Source organism: Bacillus sp. X1(2014) (genome assembly GCF_007678255.1).
In genome coordinates this window covers 67,820-88,835 of sequence record NZ_VEED01000009.1, presented here as the reverse complement: position 1 = coordinate 88,835, position 21,016 = coordinate 67,820, and the positions used below count along the sequence as shown (strand labels likewise).

At 37.5% G+C, this 21,016-nt stretch carries 22 protein-coding genes and 1 pseudogene; 22 read left to right on the top strand and 1 reads right to left on the bottom strand.

Going from position 1 to position 21,016, the window contains the following annotated elements:
* Nucleotides 1-82: 82 nt before the first annotated feature.
* The 18 genes and pseudogenes from FS608_RS17300 (at nt 83) to FS608_RS17225 (ending at nt 16,262) form a co-directional block, all read left to right on the top strand.
* Nucleotides 83-982 (top strand): phosphate ABC transporter substrate-binding protein, encoded by a 900-nt coding sequence (locus tag FS608_RS17300; protein WP_260871725.1) that lies wholly within the window; start codon nt 83-85, stop codon nt 980-982.
* Nucleotides 983-1,059: 77 nt separating this feature from the next.
* Nucleotides 1,060-1,983 carry a phosphate ABC transporter permease subunit PstC gene (pstC, locus tag FS608_RS17295; RefSeq protein ID WP_144553248.1) on the top strand — a complete coding sequence of 308 codons (924 nt, stop codon included), beginning with the start codon at nt 1,060-1,062 and terminating at the stop codon, nt 1,981-1,983.
* On the top strand, nt 1,980-2,867 hold the full coding sequence (gene pstA / locus FS608_RS17290) for a phosphate ABC transporter permease PstA (protein ID WP_144553246.1): 888 nt from the start codon (nt 1,980-1,982) through the stop codon (nt 2,865-2,867). The genes pstC and pstA overlap by 4 nt, the downstream gene beginning before the upstream one ends.
* A 55-nt stretch (nt 2,868-2,922) precedes the next feature.
* The gene (gene pstB / locus FS608_RS17285) at nt 2,923-3,705 is read left to right on the top strand and encodes a phosphate ABC transporter ATP-binding protein PstB (RefSeq protein WP_222127376.1); all 783 of its coding nucleotides are present in this window, start codon (nt 2,923-2,925) and stop codon (nt 3,703-3,705) included.
* A 14-nt stretch (nt 3,706-3,719) separates the two neighbouring features.
* On the top strand, nt 3,720-4,493 hold the full coding sequence (gene pstB, locus FS608_RS17280) for a phosphate ABC transporter ATP-binding protein PstB (protein ID WP_144553243.1): 774 nt from the start codon (nt 3,720-3,722) through the stop codon (nt 4,491-4,493).
* A 14-nt stretch (nt 4,494-4,507) separates the two neighbouring features.
* Nucleotides 4,508-5,167 (top strand): phosphate signaling complex protein PhoU, encoded by a 660-nt coding sequence (phoU, locus tag FS608_RS17275; protein ID WP_144553241.1) that lies wholly within the window; start codon nt 4,508-4,510, stop codon nt 5,165-5,167.
* Between the two features lie 378 nt (nt 5,168-5,545).
* Nucleotides 5,546-6,055, top strand: a complete 510-nt coding sequence (pssA, locus tag FS608_RS17270; RefSeq protein WP_395947784.1) for a CDP-diacylglycerol--serine O-phosphatidyltransferase — start codon at nt 5,546-5,548, stop codon at nt 6,053-6,055.
* A gap of 209 nt (nt 6,056-6,264) precedes the next feature.
* Nucleotides 6,265-6,510, top strand: coding sequence for a DedA family protein (locus FS608_RS31335; protein WP_260871724.1), 246 nt, complete (start codon nt 6,265-6,267; stop codon nt 6,508-6,510).
* Nucleotides 6,507-6,668, top strand: a pseudogene (locus FS608_RS31330) (DedA family protein); the annotation flags it as partial. The gene FS608_RS31335 and the pseudogene FS608_RS31330, both read left to right, overlap by 4 nt.
* Before the next feature lie 207 nt (nt 6,669-6,875).
* Complete coding sequence (locus FS608_RS17260) at nt 6,876-7,886, top strand: DUF3231 family protein (RefSeq protein WP_144553237.1); 1,011 nt, start codon at nt 6,876-6,878, stop codon at nt 7,884-7,886.
* Nucleotides 7,861-8,361, top strand: coding sequence for a hypothetical protein (locus FS608_RS17255; RefSeq protein WP_144553235.1), 501 nt, complete (start codon nt 7,861-7,863; stop codon nt 8,359-8,361). Before FS608_RS17260 ends, FS608_RS17255 begins: the two co-directional genes overlap by 26 nt.
* Before the next feature lie 463 nt (nt 8,362-8,824).
* Nucleotides 8,825-9,343, top strand: a complete 519-nt coding sequence (locus tag FS608_RS17250; RefSeq protein WP_144553233.1) for a YfiT family bacillithiol transferase — start codon at nt 8,825-8,827, stop codon at nt 9,341-9,343.
* Complete coding sequence (locus tag FS608_RS30385) at nt 9,343-9,498, top strand: hypothetical protein (RefSeq protein ID WP_186328784.1); 156 nt, start codon at nt 9,343-9,345, stop codon at nt 9,496-9,498. The genes FS608_RS17250 and FS608_RS30385 overlap by 1 nt, the downstream gene beginning before the upstream one ends.
* A gap of 190 nt (nt 9,499-9,688) precedes the next feature.
* Nucleotides 9,689-10,075, top strand: coding sequence for a BlaI/MecI/CopY family transcriptional regulator (locus tag FS608_RS17245; protein WP_144553231.1), 387 nt, complete (start codon nt 9,689-9,691; stop codon nt 10,073-10,075).
* A complete protein-coding gene (locus FS608_RS17240; protein ID WP_144553228.1) occupies nt 10,075-11,871 on the top strand; it encodes a BlaR1 family beta-lactam sensor/signal transducer in 1,797 nt (598 codons plus the stop codon). Before FS608_RS17245 ends, FS608_RS17240 begins: the two co-directional genes overlap by 1 nt.
* A 191-nt stretch (nt 11,872-12,062) precedes the next feature.
* Nucleotides 12,063-14,048, top strand: coding sequence for a peptidoglycan D,D-transpeptidase FtsI family protein (locus FS608_RS17235; RefSeq protein ID WP_260871723.1), 1,986 nt, complete (start codon nt 12,063-12,065; stop codon nt 14,046-14,048).
* 398 nt (nt 14,049-14,446) lie between these two features.
* On the top strand, nt 14,447-15,325 hold the full coding sequence (bla, locus tag FS608_RS17230) for a class A beta-lactamase (RefSeq protein WP_144553493.1): 879 nt from the start codon (nt 14,447-14,449) through the stop codon (nt 15,323-15,325).
* A gap of 112 nt (nt 15,326-15,437) precedes the next feature.
* Nucleotides 15,438-16,262, top strand: coding sequence for an AraC family transcriptional regulator (locus FS608_RS17225; RefSeq protein ID WP_260871722.1), 825 nt, complete (start codon nt 15,438-15,440; stop codon nt 16,260-16,262).
* Nucleotides 16,263-16,469: 207 nt separating this feature from the next.
* Here the strand turns inward: FS608_RS17225 and FS608_RS17220 are convergent, their stop codons facing one another.
* Nucleotides 16,470-17,843: an aminotransferase-like domain-containing protein gene (locus FS608_RS17220; protein WP_144553222.1), complete on the bottom strand. Its 1,374-nt coding sequence runs from the start codon at nt 17,841-17,843 to the stop codon at nt 16,470-16,472.
* Nucleotides 17,844-17,992: 149 nt separating this feature from the next.
* Here FS608_RS17220 and FS608_RS17215 point away from each other — a divergent pair, with 149 nt between their 5' ends.
* The 4 genes from FS608_RS17215 (at nt 17,993) to FS608_RS17200 (ending at nt 20,671) form a co-directional block, all read left to right on the top strand.
* Nucleotides 17,993-18,916, top strand: a complete 924-nt coding sequence (locus tag FS608_RS17215; RefSeq protein WP_144553220.1) for a DMT family transporter — start codon at nt 17,993-17,995, stop codon at nt 18,914-18,916.
* A gap of 90 nt (nt 18,917-19,006) precedes the next feature.
* Complete coding sequence (locus tag FS608_RS31780; protein ID WP_144553218.1) at nt 19,007-19,162, top strand: YrvL family regulatory protein; 156 nt, start codon at nt 19,007-19,009, stop codon at nt 19,160-19,162.
* 167 nt (nt 19,163-19,329) lie between these two features.
* On the top strand, nt 19,330-19,890 hold the full coding sequence (locus tag FS608_RS17205; protein WP_144553216.1) for a CBO0543 family protein: 561 nt from the start codon (nt 19,330-19,332) through the stop codon (nt 19,888-19,890).
* A 169-nt stretch (nt 19,891-20,059) separates the two neighbouring features.
* The gene (locus tag FS608_RS17200; protein WP_144553214.1) at nt 20,060-20,671 is read left to right on the top strand and encodes a LysE family translocator; all 612 of its coding nucleotides are present in this window, start codon (nt 20,060-20,062) and stop codon (nt 20,669-20,671) included.
* Nucleotides 20,672-21,016 lie beyond the last annotated feature (345 nt).

Genomic DNA, 21,016 nt, shown 5'->3' with positions numbered 1-21,016 from the left:
GCAATTTTTTAGCAAATTTTATTAATAAAAAAAACCCCGGAAGGCATTCTAAATATGAAATTAAATTTTTTTTGGGAGAATGATGAATATGAAAAAAATTAGTTTATGGATGACGATGTTAGCTTTAATAGTTTTCTCCGCTGCATGCGGTGGAGGCAATGATAAGAATAACGGTGGAGACACCGCTAACAAAGGAGTATCTGGTTCCATAGTTGTTTCAGGATCATCTGCCATGCAGCCACTCATTGCAGCTGCAGCGGAAGAATTTATGGCGAACAATCCGGATGTGGATATTCAAGTGAATGCCGGCGGATCTGGTACAGGCTTATCGCAGGTTGCGGAAGGTTCCGTTCAAATAGGTAACTCCGATGTATTTGCAGAAGAAAAAGAAGGGATCCCTGCAGATCAATTAGTCGATCATAAAATAGCCGTTGTTGGTATTACTGCCGCAGTTAATCCTGGAGTCGGGATTAAAGACATTTCAAAAGAAAATCTGATTAAAGTATTTACTGGGAAAATTACTAACTGGAAAGACGTTGGCGGTAAAGATCAAAAAATCGTCTTAGTTAACCGCCCAGATGCTTCCGGTACTCGTGCCGTATTTAACAAGTTCGGTCTAGATGGTGCAACACCCGCGGAAGGGATTACCGAGGATTCCTCAAATACTGTTAAAAAAATCGTTAATGAAACCGCAGGTGCCGTTGGTTATTTAGCCCTCTCTTATTTCACTGATGATAAGGTAAATCCGCTGTCGATTGATGGAGTGGAACCTACTGATGAAAATGTACAATCCGGTAAATTCCCTATTTGGGCCTATGAACATTCTTATACAAAAGGTGAACCAAGTGGGGCAACGAAAGAATTCTTGGACTATTTAATGTCAGACGACGTTCAAAACACCTTATTAAAAGACCAAGGGTACCTACCCGTCACAAAAATGCAGGTGGAACGTGACGCTAAAGGGAATCAAACAAATAAATAATGAGAACGTAGGTGGGAACAGGGTAAATGTACGAACACATTTACCCTTATAACGTAATTCAGGGGTGTTTGTGCATTATGGAAAAACTGCTTCCGGCAAAAGAAAGACTACTAAAATCAGCTAAAGATAGAGCGGGCGGGGAATTCAGAGGAAAAGTCCTTGTTCTTTTATGTGCGGTGATCATGATTTCCGCAACTATTGCCATTACTATTTTTCTAACTACAAAAGGGCTGCAATCCTTCATTAAGAATGGTGTCAATGTAATTGAGTTCTTAACCAGTAAGAGCTGGGACCCTACTAACAAAGCTAATCCGAAGTATGGAACATTACCTTTTATTTTTGGTTCCTTTGCTGTGACCTTTTTATCGGCCCTTGTTGCAGCACCATTAGGGATTGGCGGCGCCATTTTTATGACAGAAATTGCTCAGTCCTGGGGGAAAAAGGTCCTGCAGCCGGTAATTGAGTTACTTGTCGGAATTCCTTCCGTTGTCTATGGATTCATTGGGCTTACCGTTTTAGTTCCATTTATCCGGGAACATATTGGAGGCCTGGGATTTAGTCTGCTTTCCGGAACGATTGTGCTTTCGATTATGATATTACCAACCGTAACAAGCATTGCCACTGATGCAATGAGTTCCTTGCCAAAGCCATTAAGAGAAGGTTCTTATGCATTAGGAGCAACCCGTTGGCAAACGATTAGGAAAGTGTTGATTCCTGCAGCATTGCCATCGCTGCTTACTGCCATTGTACTTGGTATGGCGAGAGCGTTTGGGGAAGCATTGGCTGTTCAGATGGTCATTGGGAATGTGAAGACATTACCATCAAGTTTGTTAGAAGCTTCTGCTACCTTAACAACCATTATTACGTTGAACATGGGTCATACAACATATGGGAGTGTAGAAAATAACACTCTCTGGTCGATGGGATTAATTCTATTAATCATGTCGTTTGCATTTATCCTCTTTATCCGTTATCTATCTTCAAGGAGGAAAATGAAATGAATGCCAAGTCTGCTGATCGAATTGCGTCTTTTGTATTTTATTTAATAGCGATCATTATTATTTCTATACTTGTTGGTTTGTTTTACTATATTTTAGTCAACGGGCTAAAAAACATATCCCTTTCTTTCTTAACCACACCATCAAGCAATGTTAGAGGTGGGGGAGGAATCCGTGACCAATTATTCAATTCGTTTTATATCCTGTTTATTACGATGCTGATTGCTGTACCTCTAGGAGTAGGCGGAGGAATTTATATGGCAGAGTATTCAAAACCCGGCAAGGTGACGGATTTCATTCGTTCTTGTGTGGAAGTTTTGGCATCTCTCCCTTCAATCGTTATCGGTATGTTTGGTTTATTAATGTTTGTTAATCTTACTGGATGGGGCTATTCCATATTAGGAGGTGCTCTCGCCCTTACAGTATTCAACTTACCCGTTATAGTACGAGTAAGTGAGGACGCAATCCGAACTGTTCCTCGTGAATTAAAAGAGGCGAGCCTTGCTTTGGGGATTACCCATTGGCATACGATAAAAACGGTAATATTACCAAGTGCATTTCCAACCATATTAACAGGGATTATCCTTGCTTCCGGAAGGGTTTTTGGGGAAGCGGCTGCCCTTTTGTTTACAGCAGGATTATCTACACCAAGGCTTGATTATGCAAATTGGAATCCATTTTCAGATAGATCCCCATTAAATATTTTTCGGCCGGCGGAAACATTGGCCGTTCATATTTGGTCTGTCAATACTCAAGGCTTAATACCAGATGTCGAAGAGGTGTCCAGCGGTTCGTCCGCCGTCTTAGTCATTTCCGTTTTAATCTTTAATTTATTGGCAAGATGGATTGGCAGTTTGATACACCGAAAAATTACAGCAACAAAATAAAAAGCAGGTGAGAATCTTGGTTACAGCTACTAAGGAACGAGCGGTTGAAACGAATGTGGAACAAAGCAAAGAGAACGTCCAGAAAACGAATATTTTGCAAGTCAAAAACTTAGAAATTTTCTATGGAGAAAAACGGGCGGTTAATGGGATTTCATTAGATATAGAAAAAAACTCAGTAACAGCGCTTATCGGACCATCTGGCTGCGGAAAATCGACTTTCCTGCGAAGCATTAACAGAATGAACGATTTAATTCCTGGAGCAAGAGCTGAAGGGGAAATTATTTATGAGGATCTAAATATTTTATCAGAACAAATTAATGTTGTCGCTTTACGTAAAGAAATAGGGATGGTCTTTCAAAAGCCAAATCCGTTTCCAAAATCTATTTACCAAAATCTTACGCATGCATTAAAGTTTGCAGGAATCCGAAAGAAAAGTGAGCTTGATGGTATTGTTGAAGAAAGCTTGCGTAAGGCTGCATTGTGGGAAGAGGTAAAGGACCGTCTTCATAAATCAGCCCTTGCACTTTCGGGAGGACAGCAGCAGCGTCTCTGCATTGCCAGGACGATTGCCATGAAACCAACTGTAATGCTTCTTGACGAACCTTCCTCTGCACTTGATCCTATTTCTAATGCAAAGGTTGAGGATTTGATCGTGGATTTAAAAAAGGACTATTCCATTATTATCGTAACACATAATATGCAGCAAGCCTCTCGTGTATCGGATAAAACAGCATTCTTCCTTAGCGGTGATTTGATTGAATATGATTTAACAGAAAAAATCTTTACCAACCCTTCACAAACAAAGACAGAAGAATATATTTCAGGAAGGTTCGGGTAAAAGGGGGGCGTACTATGTCCGAAATATCTGTGCATAGACAGGTTTTTCAAATAAATGATTTAGATCTATATTATGGAGAGCATCAGGCTTTAAAGAAAATAAATTTTCCCATTAACAAAAAAGAAGTAACCGCTATTATTGGTCCTTCCGGATGCGGAAAATCTACTTTTATCAAAACGTTGAACTTGATGATTAATTATGTCCCAAAGGTAAGGATGACTGGGGAAATTAATTATAATGGTCAAAATATATTAAATGATAGAATCGATATGGTCGAACTGAGGAAAAACGTGGGGATGGTATTTCAAAAAGGAAATCCTTTTCCGCAATCGATATTTGATAATGTCGCTTATGGCCCAAGAATCCATGGAATCAAAAAAAGAACTCATCTTGAAGAGGTTGTTACAAAATCATTGATGGATGTTGCATTATGGGATGAAGTAAAGGACCGTTTAGGTGCCCCTGCTCTAGGACTCTCCGGAGGACAACAGCAGAGGTTGTGCATAGCGAGAGCCCTGGCCACAAAAGCGGATGTTTTGTTAATGGACGAACCAACATCAGCCCTGGACCCAATTTCAACGTTAAAAATAGAGGAATTAATCTTAAAACTAAAAGAAAAATATACGATTGTTATTGTGACACACAATATGCAGCAAGCCTCCAGGGTTTCGGATAAAACTGCTTTCTTTTTGATGGGGGAGTTAATTGAACTGGACGAGACTTCAAGGATATTCTCAAACCCAAGGGATGAACGTACGGAAGGATATATTACGGGAAGATTTGGTTAAAGGAGTGAAAAATCATGATTACAAGATTAAATTTCGATAATAATTTAAAACAATTAAAAGATATGTTGATGGATATGGCCCAGAAATCGGAAAATGCCATAAAAGATAGTATCCATTCACTTATTAATCAAGACTTGGATAAAGCCAATGAAATCCTTACTAATGATACAGTGATTGATGATTTAGAACATGAAATTAACAATAAGGCCATTACTTTAATTGCAAAGGAATCCCCTGTAGCAAAAGACCTTAGAAGAATCGTAGTTGCTTTAAAAATTTCGTCCGAAGTTGAACGAATTGCCGATAATGCCGTCAACATTGCAAAATCAACCATACATATTGGCAAAGAGAAACATATAAAGGAAATCGTTGATATCCCAAAGATGATGGATCTTGCTTTAGAAATGTTAGGTGATTCTTTAAAGGCATTCCTTGAAGAGGATGTAGATCTTGCAAGAAAATGTGCACAGAAGGATGACAAGGTAGATGAAATGTACGGAAGATTGGTTAAGGAACTGATGGGGTATATACAGAAATCTCCCGATCATACCAATCAAATTACACAGTTAGCTTTCATATGCCGCTACATTGAAAGGCTTGCTGATCATTCTACTAACATAGCGGAACATGTCATTTACCTTGTGACAGGCGAACGTTATGATTTAAACGCTTAATTCAATAAACAAGGGGGCTCCAATACAATACAAGAGGTATGGAAGCCTTTTTTGTTATCTTAAAGAAGTTTCAGGTAATAGAAGAAAATGATACTCCCCTAATCAAGAAAAAGGAGATAAAATAAGTGTCATAAACATATAAAAGAAGGCTTGGACGTTTCCTCCAAGCCTTTTAGATGTTATTAGCTGATACCTTAACCCAAATAACTTTATCGTTTTTTATAGTGAATTCAAGAATGGTACTTCCATCAAATTGGGCAAGTTAATGATATAAAATAATTCTGTATATTCCCCTAAAAAACATCAATATTTCATTAAAATGCAAAATGTGGTTTAAAGAATTAACGGAAGGATATATATAGAAAATCCTAATTAAATATGTCAGGAGGGATTACCTTGTTTAGTCAAGTAGCAAAAGCAGTGCCCAATTTATTTACAATGGGAAATTTATTGTGCGGGGTTCTTTCCATTACCTGTAATATGAGTGGCTTTATAGAAGTAGCCTCCATGTTAATTTTCATTTCAGCTATTTTTGATCTACTTGACGGAAGGATTGCAAGAGGATTAAAAGTTAACAGTGAATTAGGTGTACAATTGGATTCCTTAGCGGATATTGTTAGTTTTGGTGTTGCTCCTGCGCTGCTATTTCATACAATTGCTGCACCGTCCATTTTAACCTCTTTGGCATTTATCCTTTTCCCCTTATTGGGTGCGTTAAGATTAGCCAAGTTTAATGTAAAACCAACCATAGGGTATTTTAAAGGATTGCCTATTCCTGCGGCTGGATTGCCACTTGCTGCAATGGGGTTCTTTTCATATAGTAATGCTTGGTTTACCATTATTCTTGCTGTTTTAATGGTGAGCCCAATTAAAGTAAAAAAATTTTAATTTAGATTCATTTGAAAAAGCTAGTAACCTTTCGCAAAGGGGATAGCTTTTTTGTTTTTAGCCATAAATCTATTATTTCTATTAATTCATAATTAAGAATCCATTAAAATGGCGAATTCATTCATTTATCGTGCTACATTGAATTAGAACAAAATGGAAGGTTATAAACCAATAGATGTAGCTTTTTTGATAATAATGGAGGCATTTGTATGTCATATTTAATAAGTTTATTTGAACAACACAGTTACCTGATTTTATTCTTAGGTATTTTTCTTGAACTCATGGCTTTGCCCATTTCTGGTGAATTCTTAATGAGTTACGCTGGATATTTTGTTTTTCAGGGGAAAATGAATTACCTTTTTGCACTCCTAACCTTTTTTATATCAGGGGGTGCCGGAATTACAGTAACATACTGGATTGGGAGGGCTGGAGGGTATAAACTTATTGAAAAATAAGGAAATATATCCATCTTGGACCTGAAAGATATATAAAAGTCTCTGCTTGGTTTGAACGCTCAGGCAGTAAATTATTAGTTTTTGCTTATTTCATTCCAGGGATTAGGCATTTTACCGGTTATATATACGGAATATCTAAAATGCCTTTTCGAAAATTCATCATACCTTCTTATATATGTGTATTTCTATGGGGCATTTGTTTTATTACTCTGGGAAAAGTATTGGGACCTGAGTGGGAGGCTTTCCATGAAGCAGCAAGTAAATATTTCGTCATTTTTATTATTGTCATTGGTGTATTGTTAGCCGTAATTAATAACTAGTTACAGGATAAACTATGTTAGACAAGTATGTAGGAGGTCTAAAAATTGGAACCCATTAACCATAGTAGCAAGTTGAGTTCTTCGGAACTTGCAAACCTTTGGTCACAATATCTGAATGACAGTTTATCACGCTGTATGATTCGCTATTTTATTAATACTGTACAAGATAAAGACATTAGTGAGGTGCTTCAATTTGCCCTTGATTTATCGGAAAGCCACCTTCAAAAGATAAAGGAATTCTTAACGAAAGAAAATTATCCAATCCCTAAAGGGTTTACAGATGATGATGTAACACTAGAGGCACCTGCTTTATTTACAGATACTTATATTAGTGTTTTTATTCAAATAATGTCTATTCACGGCTTAACTAGATATGCGGGTGCAATAGGGTGTGCCATTAGAGAAGATCAAAGGAAGTATTTTAAGCAAGTTATTTCTGAATCGCTGGAATTGTATGATATAGCTACTAATGTTCTTGTAAATAAAGGAATTGTTAGCAAACCGCCTACTTTTAACAATCACCAGAAAGTTGAGTTTATAAAAAAACAAAATTTTTTAACAGGCTGGCTTGGAAAACGTAGACCTATCAATGCAGTTGAAGTGAGTGGTACCTATCTTAACATGCAAAAAACAATGACAAAATTAGTATTAGAGTTGGGATTTAGTCAGGTTGCACAATCTAAAGATGTCCGAAAATATATGGATAGGGCTAGACATGTGTGCCAAAGTCACTTAGAAATCCTAGCCTCGATGTTAAAAGAAGATAATTTACATATTCCAAGGACTTTTGATTCCGAGGTAACTGATTCAACAATACCTCCTTTTTCCGATAAACTAATGATGGTTTTTATAACTACCTTACTATCCTCGGCTATCGGGTATTATGGTGAAGCAATGTCAATGTGTCAGCGGAGGGATTTGTCAGTAAATTACTCCAAAATGATTGTAGAAATGGGGCTGCTTGCTGAAGATGGCATAAATCTTTTAATAGAAAATGAGTGGATGGAGCAACCTCCTCTGGCAACAAACCATGAAGACTTGGCAAAGAACAAATGATGTAAATAAGGTGGAGAAAAAAGATAAAATAATTGAGAGTATTTTGTGGAGTATAGCCTTACCTGGTTTTTCCCAAATATTAAACGGTAGACTTTTTAAAGGCTTTTTATTTATTGGATTAGAGTTTGTAATAAACGTGATGGCAAACTTTAATGAAATTATCCGTTTGAGTTTTATTGGAAATATTGAAGGGGCGGTCTCACAAGCAAATTATCAATGGCTTATGTTTTATCCTTGTTTATACTTCTTTGCGATGTGGGATGCCTTTAAGGATGCTGGAGGAGGAAAACTACCTTATTCCTATTTTGCCTTCGTTAGTTCGGCATTCCTTGTGACCGTAGGAATTATGTATTCAACACAAGTGAAAGTTTTTGGGGTATTATTGGGGTCGGTGTGGTTTCCAATGCTGTGTGTTATTCCTGGATTGATAATCGGTTTTGCTCTAAAGATAATATTAAACATAAAGACAGGATAACCTTCATTTGCAGTGGTATAACGATAAATCGAGTTTTCTTAAAATAAAGCTTGTGAAGGAGTACATTTAAAATAACCGTTGCTTATGTTAAAGATGGGATGGCTGCGGCTATCCCGTTTTCTTATGGTACTAACGTGGCTTAATAAAGGCAATAAAAAATGGATCGTCATAAACCATCCATTTATCCTTGATTAACTTTAGCAACTCCAAAGGCAATTAGTTGAAGAATAAACAAGTCATTCCGAATAGTTTTCAGTTTTTTTATCATGTCCATATCAATTGGGGGCATGAGTTGAAGATCCAGCTGCATTTAGGCTGTTTTTCTTATTGGATTAACGAGCTGTTTAGGTAAAACCTCTATTGGTTTAAAGGAACTATAGGAAATGATGTAGAATTCATATTTTTAAACATTTCATTTAGTTAGCCAAAAAAATTACAAGGGGCTATATAGGAGGAAAAGTAGATGGATATGAAATATCCTATTGGAAAATTTCAATTTAATGGTGAGATTACTAGCAGCATTACAAAGGATTGGATAAATGAGATTGAATGTTTACCAAGATTATTACGAGATGCTGTAAAAGAATTAGATAATGAACAGCTTGATACACCTTATCGTTCTGGAGGGTGGACTGTTCGACAAGTAATACATCACCTTGCGGATAGTCATATGAATGCCTACGTTCGCTTTAAATTGGCTCTTACAGAAGAAAAACCTGTAATTAAGCCATACGACGAGACGAAATGGGCGGAACTTTCAGATTATAAATTACCAATTAATATGTCACTTTCTCTGCTCGAAGCATTACACCAACGCTGGACAAACCTATTACGTAGTCTAAGTCCAGTTGATATAGAAAAGACATTTATCCACCCAGATTCGGGTGAAGTTTCAGTAGGTAAAAATATAGGAATCTACGCTTGGCACGGGCGACATCATCTTGCACATATTACTTCTTTGTGTCATCGTAAGGGCTGGTAATGGACGCTGTGAACATTACATTTAAAGATAACGGGGCAGGTTTGTTAAAGAAGGAACACTTAACATTGGCTACACCTGTACGTTCTGAACTGACAAGACGTATATTACGTATGGGGCAGCTTAGTGAAAGAATGGACGTGGGCAATCTCTGTTGAATTTTTAAGTGAAAAAGGTTTGGGAGAATCTTATGTCAATTACTACTGAAAGAGATCAAAGAGGAATTTGTAACAAATTCAGCATGCAAAGGGGATTATTTACCATAAGCTAAAGTCACGACTATTTCTTTATGTTTTTGGACCATCTTGCTATAATAAATACTACAGTTGTAAAAGTAGGAGGGCTATCATGAAAGATATTCCACAAATATCAGAAGCAGAATATGAAGTGATGAAGGTTATATGGAACTTTGAGCCGATTTCGACTCCTGAGGTAGTGGAGAAATTATCGAATAGAAGTGATTGGAAGCCAAATACCATTCACACCATGCTGGCGCGCCTAGTTAAGAAAAAGGCTTTGCACGCAAGAAAAGATGGGAGAGTGTTTATTTATTCTTCACTAGTTGAAGAGCACGAGTATGTTGAGCAAAAAAGTAATTCCTTTCTACAGCAGTTTTTCGGTGGCACGATAAATTCAATGATATTAAATTTTATAGAAAATGATAAGTTATCGAATGAAGATATTTCGGAATTAAAGAAAATATTATCCATGAGAGACAAGAAAGGAGAAGAATAATGGATACCATGTTGCTGCGAATTTTAGTTAGTACAATCGTGGTATCCCTTCTTATTTTCATCATTCTGTTAATCAAAAAGCTATTAAACAATCATATGACGGTGAAAGCACATTATCATATTTGGTATTTTCTTTGCATTCCATTCCTTGCTACCTTTATACCTTGGAATTATTTTCGCCTTGGTACAGGAACGAGCTATTTTAAAAGCCTACTTTTTTTTCATAGAGACGAACCATCGAATAGTAAAAGAATTAATGGAGTGGATGCCTCTCAGGCGTCTAACAGTGATTTAATACATGATTTCACGGTATCGGTAAACAAGTCAACGCCCGATTTCGTTTACCATACATTTTCTACAGTGTGGATCATTGGAGTGGTTATTCTTGTTGTGGCTGCTGTTTATTCAAACTATCAAATCTATCAGATGAAAAAGTCAGCTGCGGCTGTTCATAACCAAAAGTTAAATGAACTATTAGAAGCGTGCAAAGAGTTGGTTGGGGTGAAAAGAAACATAAGGCTGCGGGAGACGTCTCTTATTACCTCGCCAATCACGGTGGGGATTTTTCACCCCTATATTTTTTTACCAAGTAAAACGAGAGAAGCATTCTCTTTAAATGAATTAAAGTATGTGTTTTTGCACGAGCTGTACCATCATAAAAGCAAGGATCTTTTCGTGAATTACGTCATGTGGTTGTTTCGTATAATTTATTGGTTTAACCCGTTCGTTTGGTATGCCTTAAAAAGGATTCGATTCGATAGGGAATTAGCCTGTGATGCTTCTGTATTAAATCTCTTGGATGAGGGCGGATATATTGAATATGGGCATACCATCATTCGGTTTGCGGATAAAAAATATAATCGTACCCTTGAACATTTTGCTCCAGGTATAGGTGGTACAAAAAAACAAATCACGCAAAGAATCCAGTGCATTGCAAGTTTCTCTAGCGACTCTCTTTTATTGAAATGGAAAAGCAAGGCCATCTGCTCTGTTTTAGGAATTGTTGTGCTATTGCTTGCTCCAATCACAAACGTTATTGCCAGCTCAGATGATATGTATCGATTTAGCGGCAATAATGCGGTCTATGAAGATCTAAGCTCCTATTTTAAGGGGTACAAGGGAAGCTTTGTTTTATATGAACCCTCTAAAAACCAATATCGAATTTATAATCGAGAGATGAGTGAACAGAGGATTTCTCCTGATAGCACCTATAAAATATATTCTGCCTTATTTGCATTGGAATCCAATGTGATTTCCGAGAATAACAATGAACAGGTTTGGGACGGGAAAGTTTATCCCTATTCAGAATGGAATCAAAATCAAAATTTAGCGACTGCCTTGGGCCGTTCCGTTAATTGGTATTTCCAAAATACCGATCGGGAGGTAGGGAGAAAGCAGCTGCAAGATTATTTTCACAAAATAAAATACGGGAATGAGGATCTTTCAGGGAATCTGGATAGTTACTGGATGGAATCTTCCTTAAAAATATCACCCATTGAACAAGTACAATTATTATACCAATTAGAAGAAAATCGATGGGATTTTAAAGATGAAAATATCAAAGCGGTAAAAAAGGCAATGTTAATCGATGTCCAAAAGAATGGACGGTTGTATGGTAAAACGGGAACCGGCATGATTAATGGAAAGAATGTAAATGGCTGGTTTATTGGCTTTGTTGATAAAGGTGATAATCGTTTTTATTTTGCCATTAATATTCAAAACATGAATGGGGAAGCGCAAGGAAGCAAGGCAGCGGAGATAGCTAAGCAGATCCTGAATCATAAAAAGATATATTAATAATTAACCCCAGAAAGGATACCCCAACTTTTTGGGACTTTTTTCGGACTAAATACTACAATTGTAGTATTTTGGTAACCTTGTACATAAACTTTCCAATATGAAAGGGCTGATGCGTTTTGAAGAAGAAAAGGCAGAAGGAAAATATAGTAAAAAATCCAATCCGATGGAGACTGAATGGTCTCTTTTTCATGATCTTTGTTCTTTTTTCTATCCTGATTCTCCGCCTTGGCGTTATCCAAATTATCAAAGGGGAAACCTATGCGGCTCAGGCAGAGAAGACAGATGTGACTCCTGTCAGCTATTCAGTTCCGCGTGGAAAAATATATGATAAGAATCATAAGTTGGTTGTCTACAATATACCGGAAAAGGCGATAGTCTATACACCGCCTAAAAATCCGCAGCCAGGTGATTTGCTTGAACTGGCCAAAAAGTTAAATACCTTTCTGGTCATGACTGATAGAGAAATTAATAAAGTAACCGATCGGGATTTGAAAGATATCTGGCTGTTGGTACATAACAACAATGGCATGGATTTAATCACAAAGAATGAGGAGAAATTATACAAACACGAAAAGCTGAATGACAAGGATTTATATCAATTAAAACTGAACCGCATTTCAGAAAGCGATCTCCAGGCAATGGACAAAAATCTAGCAGCCATCTATCGGAAACTTTCTTCCGCTATCGCATTAACCCCGACGATGATCAAAAATGAAAATGTAACAGAGGAAGAATATGCGAAGGTCAATGAAAATATGGAAAATCTGCCAGGCGTAGATGTCACGACTGATTGGAAGAGGGGCCGAAGATACGGGGAAGCGTTTTGGAATATGCTAGGGGAAGTAACTAGTGCAGATGAAGGCCTTCCGGCTGATAAGGTGGAATACTATACGACTAAAGGGTACAAATTGAATGACCGCGTCGGGAAAAGCTATATTGAAGAGCTTTATGATGGAGTGTTGCAAGGCCAAAAGGAAAAAGTGAAAACGGTGACAGATACAAATGGAAATGTGGTGAGTACAGAGACTGTGACGGAAGGGAAGAGCGGTAAGGATCTTGTTCTGACCATTGATATGGAATTCCAAGTCCAAGTGGAAAAAATTATGCAGGAAGAATTAGTCAGTGCAATCCAAAAGCCGCATACGGATACGCTTGACACTGCCTTTGTTGTGGCGATGGAACCGAAAACAGGCCGCATTCTTGCAATGTCAGGCAAAGTGTATAACAGGCAGTCCAGGGAGTTTACCGATTTTACACCGGGAACCTTCACTTATGCGTTTGAACAGGGTTCCGTTGTAAAGGGCGCCACCGTATTAACCGGATACCAAACGGGTGTCAGGGATTTCGGGGAAACCGAGCTGGATGAGGTCATGCGATTTAAGGGGTCGGGAACCTTTTCCTCTTACCAAGTCATGAACAGAATTAACGAATTAGAGGCATTAGAGCGTTCATCAAACGTTTATATGTGGAAAACCGCGATAGAAATTATGGGCGGCAAGTATATACCCAATGGCACATTGAATATTAATCCGAAAAAAATTGAAACTATCCGCTATTATTTCAACCAATTTGGTTTGGGCATTCCGACCGGAATTGGTTTTAATAATGAAACGGCAGGAATTAAAGGAACCAATACTAGCACCTACTTTCAAATTGCCATCGGACAATTAGATACCTATACACCGATGCAAATTGCCCAGTATATTACAACGATTGCTAATGGAGGATACCGAATGAAGCCCCAATTGGTGAAGGAGATTCGGGAATCCAATAAGAATGGCAATGAACCGGGCAACGTGATCGATGAAATCGAACCAATGGTGCTGAATCAGGTGGATATGAGTGAGGAGATGCTAAATCGGGTTCAACAAGGTTTTTGGCTGGTTACCCATGGTTCCAAAGGAACGGCGAGAGGTTATTTTAAAGACGAACCCTACAATGCCGCAGGTAAAACCGGGACCTCGGAATCCTATAAAAATGGGGTGAAGACTTGGAATCTTTCTTTTGCTGGTTATGCTCCATTCAATGATCCCGAGATTGCTATTGCCGTTATTGTACCTAATGCCTACCGTGATGGTTATGCTTCGCCACACAGTGCAGCTAATATCATCAGCCAGCGGGTTTTTCGGGCATATTTTGACCTTAATGAAAAAGGACAGCTGACAACAAAATAATATTGACATCTTTTTATTACACGTGTAGTATTACATGCGTGGTTAAATACTACATATGTAGTATTTTTTGTAATCTAATATTACACATGCGTCAAATTAAAGAAAGGAGGAAATTCTCCCCCAGCATTTCAGGGCAGTAAAAGTTATGAAAATGATATTGAACATGATTAAATAAGCTGCTAACGGAATAAATTTTTCGTTCCATAAATAATGGAAATGAATCTGAGTGTAACACACAATTTGTAGAATCTGCTGGTTAATAGCCGCGGGGGTAATTAAAACATTATGATTAAACTCGCTTATTCTATTTTCCAGACATCTAGTATTAATAGAAAGAGGTTAAGATCTTGAGGAAACATGATATTTTTAACATAGATAATCTTATATTCGCCCTACTTATGCTAGTGGTTGCAATTGTACCTCTTGCCGGCTGGTCGATGACCACCAATAACCTTTCCGACAAGCCCGAAAAGGCAGTCAGGAAAACACCAGTACCCCATATACACCGTGAGTTTGCTGAACTCGAGAGCAAATTTGACGCCCGGCTCGGAGTCTATGCTATCGATACAGGTACAAATCGGACTGTATCCTATCGGCCTCATGATCGGTTCGCTTACGCATCTACATACAAAGCTCTAGCGGCTGGTGCATTGCTGAAGCATTACTCAATTGATCAACTAAACGAGTTAGTCACATACAATAGCGAGGACATAGTTTCATATTCACCCGTCACACAGCTTCACGTAGATACCGGGATGACTCTTAGGGAAGTTATTGAGGCTGCTGTCCGATATAGCGACAACACTGCAGGGAACCTTTTATTAGAGAAACTGGGAGGCCCTAAGGGATTTGAAACAGCACTGAGGCAAATTGGCGATAACGTTACCCAGGTTGATCGCTACGAGCCGGATTTGAACTCAGCACTTCCTGGAGATACACGTGACACAAGCATACCAAAATCACTTGCTACGAGCCTCAAGGCTTACGCAGTTAGCGACTTGCTCTCTATGGATAAACGTAAGATCCTGACAGATTGGATGCAGGGAAATAAAACCGGAGATGCATTGATTCGTGCTGGTGCACCAACAGGTTGGAAAGTCGATGATAAGAGCGGGGCAGGAAGCTATGGAACGCGGAATGACATTGCGATTGTTTGGCCTCCGAATAGAGCTCCCATTGTCATCGCAGTTCTATCTAGTCGGGATACAAAGAATGCCACCTATAACAATACCCTTATTGCCGAAGCTGCTAGGGTTGCACTTAACGCTATGAAGTGAAGAGAAAGATAAATTTACTCATGTTTACCTCCTATAAAGTGAAGCTGGGACTACCTATCGAATTGATTACGGAACGTACGGTTTTCGTTTTCAAGATGTACTTCCTAACGACGTGGCAAACATTTTCGTGCTAGGCCGGGAGGAGAAAATACCCGGTGAATTTTATGATTGGCATGGGTTAAAGCGAAGAGACGTCGGCACGTATGTGTTTCAATACACTCTGTCAGGATCGGGAAGATTTGAGATAGGGGATAAAAGTTATACAGTGAAGGCAGGAGAAGCATTAATTGCCGAAATTCCTAGCAATCATCGTTATTACTTTCCAAAGGATAGCGAGGGATGGGAGTTTATGTTTATTACATTAGTGGGAAGAGAAGCCGCCGATTGCTGGCGGTTTATGAAAGAACAGAGTGGTCCTGTCTTGAAAGTTCCTCCGGTTTCAAAATTGATCCAGCTTTTGCTGAAAATCTATCAAGAAACATATGATCAAAAGATTACAGATGCCTATTATGCCTCTGCAAAAGCTTATGAGTTTATTATGGAGTGTTATCGTTTCATAAGGAATATTGAAAAAGCAACGAAAGGTTTCTCTCTCCAGATAACAGAAGCTTTATCCTTTATCCAAACACATTATCATGAACCAATCACACTCGACGAAATAGCGGCCGTATCCGGTTTCTCAAGATATTACTTTATTAAGCAGTTTCAACAACAACTAAACATGAGACCTGTGCATTACCTTACCAAAATCAGAATTCAAAAAGCAGCGGGGCTTCTACGTTCAACGAGTTCCTCTGTAACAGACATTGCTGCCCAGGTAGGGTATGCAAATGCCAACTATTTCAACAAAGTATTCCGCAAAGCCGTTGGTGTATCCGCCGGGACGTTTCGTGAAAGTAAAGACGTTGTCTTAATTGATCGTTTAATCATTGATTAAGTTTAAGGCAAGATGAATGGATTGATATAAAAAGAAATAAACCTTAAATAAGGGCAAACCAGCGTGAAAAGATGATACAGCTTTTCGGGTAATGAAAGATGAGGGGGCTAAATTGGGAATTTTATCTGCCGTACAATCAAAATGGGTGGCGGAGTAACAGGAAAGGGTGTTGCCTTTATAATGGTAACACCCTATTTAGAATCGACCTTAATGATAGGATTTAAACGAGAATGGATTGTATTTCTTTTTTTCACACATATCGATTATATATCTTGCTAATTGTTGAATACCGAGATTAATCTTATCTTCATTTACTTGTGAAATGCTTAATCGAATTGCTTGCTGTTTGTTTTCAGCTAGGTACATTCTTGAAGCGTTGTCCACATAAATATGTTTTTCCTGTAATAGGTAAATCAATTTATCGACATCTATATGTGAAGGCAAAAAGATGGTGAGATAAAAACCACTTTTTGGCTTTGTGAATTGTACATAGTTCGGTAAATACAATGTACAGGCTTCTAATAGTGTTTTCATTTTTTTTAAGTACAATTTTTTTACGCTTTCTAAATGATATTGAAACATACCATTTTTTAAATAGATTTCTAATGCTCCTTGTGAAAGTGGCGATGAAGTGAAATCAGTGCTAAATTTATAGCTTACGAAGGTGGAAATCATTTTTTCAGGGAGTACAACAGTGGCAATACGCAGCCCTGGCAAAAATACTTTCGAAAAACTCTTTACATAAATAACTCTTCCGTTAGGTTCATACGCAAACAATGGGTCTGCTTTTAAATCCGTATCTAACTCTGCTAAGAAATCATCCTCTACAATGTATACATCGTATTTTTCTGCAAGAGCAACGATTTTTTTCTTTTCTTCATTTGTATAATGATGCCCAAGTGGATTATGGCATCTTGGAACGATGTAAAAGAATTTAATATCATTGGTTCGAAATAAGTTTTCAAGCCTTTCAAAATCAATACCCTCCATTGTTAATTTAATTCCTAATGTTGTAATCTGATTAAGCTGTAAAGTATCTATCATCCCAAAGTAAGTGGGCTGCTCAATTAATACATTCTTTTTCCCATTCAGAAACGGCATGATGGATAGAATGTGAAGAGCTTGTTGTGAGCCAGAAGTAATAACAAGTCGATCAGGTTTCGTGAATACTTGCAAATGTTGTAAATACTTCACAAGTTCCTTTCGTAAAGAAAAAAGTCCCTGTTGCTCACTATAAGTAAATAATTGTTCTTTATAATGGTCAATCGCCTGGTTCATGCAATGCTGAAAGTCCTCATAAGGCATGATCCGTTTATCCGGACCAGCAGATAAAAAATCAATATCATTTTCGTGTGGACTAGGTGTTTGGTAATAATCAACAACGTAATAGCCACTCTTAGGTTTAGCATAGACAATATGTTGTTGTTCCAATTCAAGTAATGCCTTTACAACCGTATTTTTACTACATTGAAATTGTTCAGCGAGCAGCCGAATTGAAGGCAGTTTATCACCTGTTTTTAACTGCTCATCCTCTATTTGTTGTTTCACCCATTCTAAAATAGCTTTATATTTTGTTGTCATGTATTTTCTCCTATGTATCTGTCCCATGACAGATATGGAATTTTCTTGTTTTAAAAAGAGTTGATATTCATTACAATCATGTTTAATTAGCTAATTCTGTTTAACTTGATTATGGAATACATTTGTATGTTTGTTAAGGGGGAATTTGAATGGAAAACAATATTAAAAGGGGAATGCTATTGGGCTTTATCGGGATCGTTAGTTTTAGTCTTACATTACCAGCTACAAGTATTGCTGTCCCTTATTTCGGTGGGACAATTGTTGGGTTGGGTAGGACAGTTATTGCAGCAATAATCGTAAGTATCATTTTTATCATAAAAAAAGAATCAGTACCTAATAAAAAACAATTAAAAAGCTTGGGTATTGTTGCCGTTGGTGCTGTACTTGCTTTTCCGTTATTAACAACATTTGCAATGAAATCACTGCCTGTATCACATGGCGCAATTGAACTGGCTTTACTGCCACTCGCGACAGCTGGTTTTGCTTTGTGGCGTGGAGGCGAGCGGCCTTCTAAGCGCTATTGGATTGCTAGTATTATTGGTTCGATCATAGTGCTTCTTTATGCCGTGTATTTAGGTTTAGGTCAATTACAAAATGGAGATGTTGCACTAATTATTGCTGTCTTAGTACTTGGATTAAGTTATGCAGAAGGTGGAAAACTCTCAAAAGAGCTTGGTAGTTGGCAAGTCATCGCTTGGGCTATATTAATTGGAGCTCCGTTTTTTATTATTCCTGTTGGCTTAAGCATATCAGTTGATATGTTACAAGCACCTATCGAAGCTTGGATAAGTTTGTTCTATTTATCTGTTGTAAGCCAATTTTTAGCCTATGTTGCTTGGTACGGTGGGATGTCTTTAGGAGGGATTGCAAGAGTTGGACAGATTCAATATTTACAGCCCTTTTTAATGATCGGATTTTCTGTATTTTTCTTAGGAGAATCGATTACATGGCTTACGATTGTTTTAGCGAGTGTTGTAGTGATATGCGTAATAATTGGAAAAAAAACACCTGTGATAAAGAAGGGGTCACATTATAAAAATAATGTTTTTCATGATAAAAGTAAAAGTTTGTGACGAAATATTCATAAAACTGGTGCTTGAGTTGAACAAAGGGCTGTTTCGACAGCCCTTTGTTCTGGTAAATATAAATAATTTGTAATACGGATGGTTATTGATTGCACATTTACTTGGCTAGCATTGCATACAGTGGATGAATATTTGGATAGAAGTACAATTTCATCGAAAACAGAAATCATTGCCGTTTTATTATTATTCTGTATTGACATTGCTATTGATAATAGAGAAAAAAATAAAAATTAATTTTTACTTGATTGGTTCTTTTTAAGCTACGGTTGCAAGAGTGAATTAAAGCAACGCAATTTCTAAATTGAAACGGCGGTCCTTATTAAGTTAAAGGGGCAGAATAATTGAAGAAAATGTGGTAAAAACTAACAGACAATAAATATATTGAACAAGGTGAATATTCGATGACATATCAAGAAGGATTGAACCAAATTGATAGAGCAACTCAAAAAATTACTGAAGCAAATCAGTTAATTATTGAAGCAATAATGAACGCTTTCTTATTTACTTGGCAATGGTGGGTTGCATTAGCTATGATGGTTATCCCTTGGGTTATTTGGGGGATATTCCGTAACCGTGAGAGTTCAGCTCGTATTTTTTCGGCAGGTTTATTGGTGATGGTTTTATCAGAGATTCTTGATACGGTTGGGGTCAGTTTTGGAAAGTGGGCTTACCCAGTGAAGTTAGTCCCCGTAGCAACAATAAACTTTTCATTCAGGCTTTCTGTTTTACCTGTGTTTGTAATGCTATTGTTGCAATATAAGCCTGGCTTTAATCCATATTTAAAAGCTGTTATTTTTGGTGGATTAGCTGCATATGTGGGAATGCCAGTATTAGGTATGATTGATTTATACAAAAAAATTGATTGGGCTTATACATATTCATTCTTTATTTTAACTTTATTCTATTTAATCGCTCACTGGTTTAGTCGAAGGAATTCCTTTGAGAAAATCAATAAAAATTAATCTAAAGATGCTAACCTTTAGAAATTTTTGATCAACTAAAGGGGGCTTATGTTATAAATCCAGCTGCAAATTGAAGGCAGCTTTTTTTGTGTGCTTCAAAGTAGAATAGCGTAACATAGTGTTACACTACATTAAATTAAAGATATTTTATTTGGAAGGATACCCACCTATGGAGATTCTTGTGTTTTTGAAAGGTTTAGTTATTGGTTTTTCTATTGCTGCTCCTGTAGGACCTATTGGTGTCCTAGTTATTAAAAGAACATTAAGTCAGGGGAGAATATATGGAATTGTGTCGGGAGTTGGGGCAGCAAGTGCGGATGGCGTTTATGGACTTATTGCAGGGCTGGGTTTGACCTTTATTACAAATTTTTTTATAGAACACCAGTTTTGGTTTCATTTAGCAGGGGGAGCATTCCTCTGTTATTTAGGAATAAAAATAGCAATATCTAAAGCTTCAGAAAACCCTGCACAAGTCCAAGGTCAGCATTTATTTGGCGATTATGCTTCAGTTTTTTTCCTTACTTTGACAAACCCTATGACGATATTATCTTTTCTTGGCATTTTTTCAGGATTAGGACTCACTCAAGCTAATGAAGGATCAGTGGTCACTTTGGTTTTAGGTGTATTTATTGGTTCAGGAATTTGGTGGCTTATCCTCTGTTTTGTTGTGGGGTTTTTCAAGAAATCTCTAAAAAAACAAACCTTAATATGGATTAACCGATTATCGGGTCTTATCATTTTTTTATTTGGAATATATTCCTTTTGGGGTTTATTGCAGTAACGGGGCAGGTTTGTTCAAGAAGAAGAGATTATGATAACTACATAAATATAATTACTATTTTTATTTGAACCTAATCCACCTTGTTCGCTACCAATAATTATTTGTAAATGTTGAGTTAGTAGCTCTTCTACTAAATGGAAAGCATCAAAACCTATCACTGATCCTACAATCAGTCCGCTTCAGTTCATGCCTTTAACTTGGCGTAGTTGGAGTTAAATGGCGAGGGTCACATGCGGTATCAATGGAAGGTATCCTTGGTGTCTTAGAAATTCGGCATACGATTTCGTGAAGGCAGGTGTTATGTCGTTCCCGTTATGTAGTTACTGAAAGTATATAAATAATAAT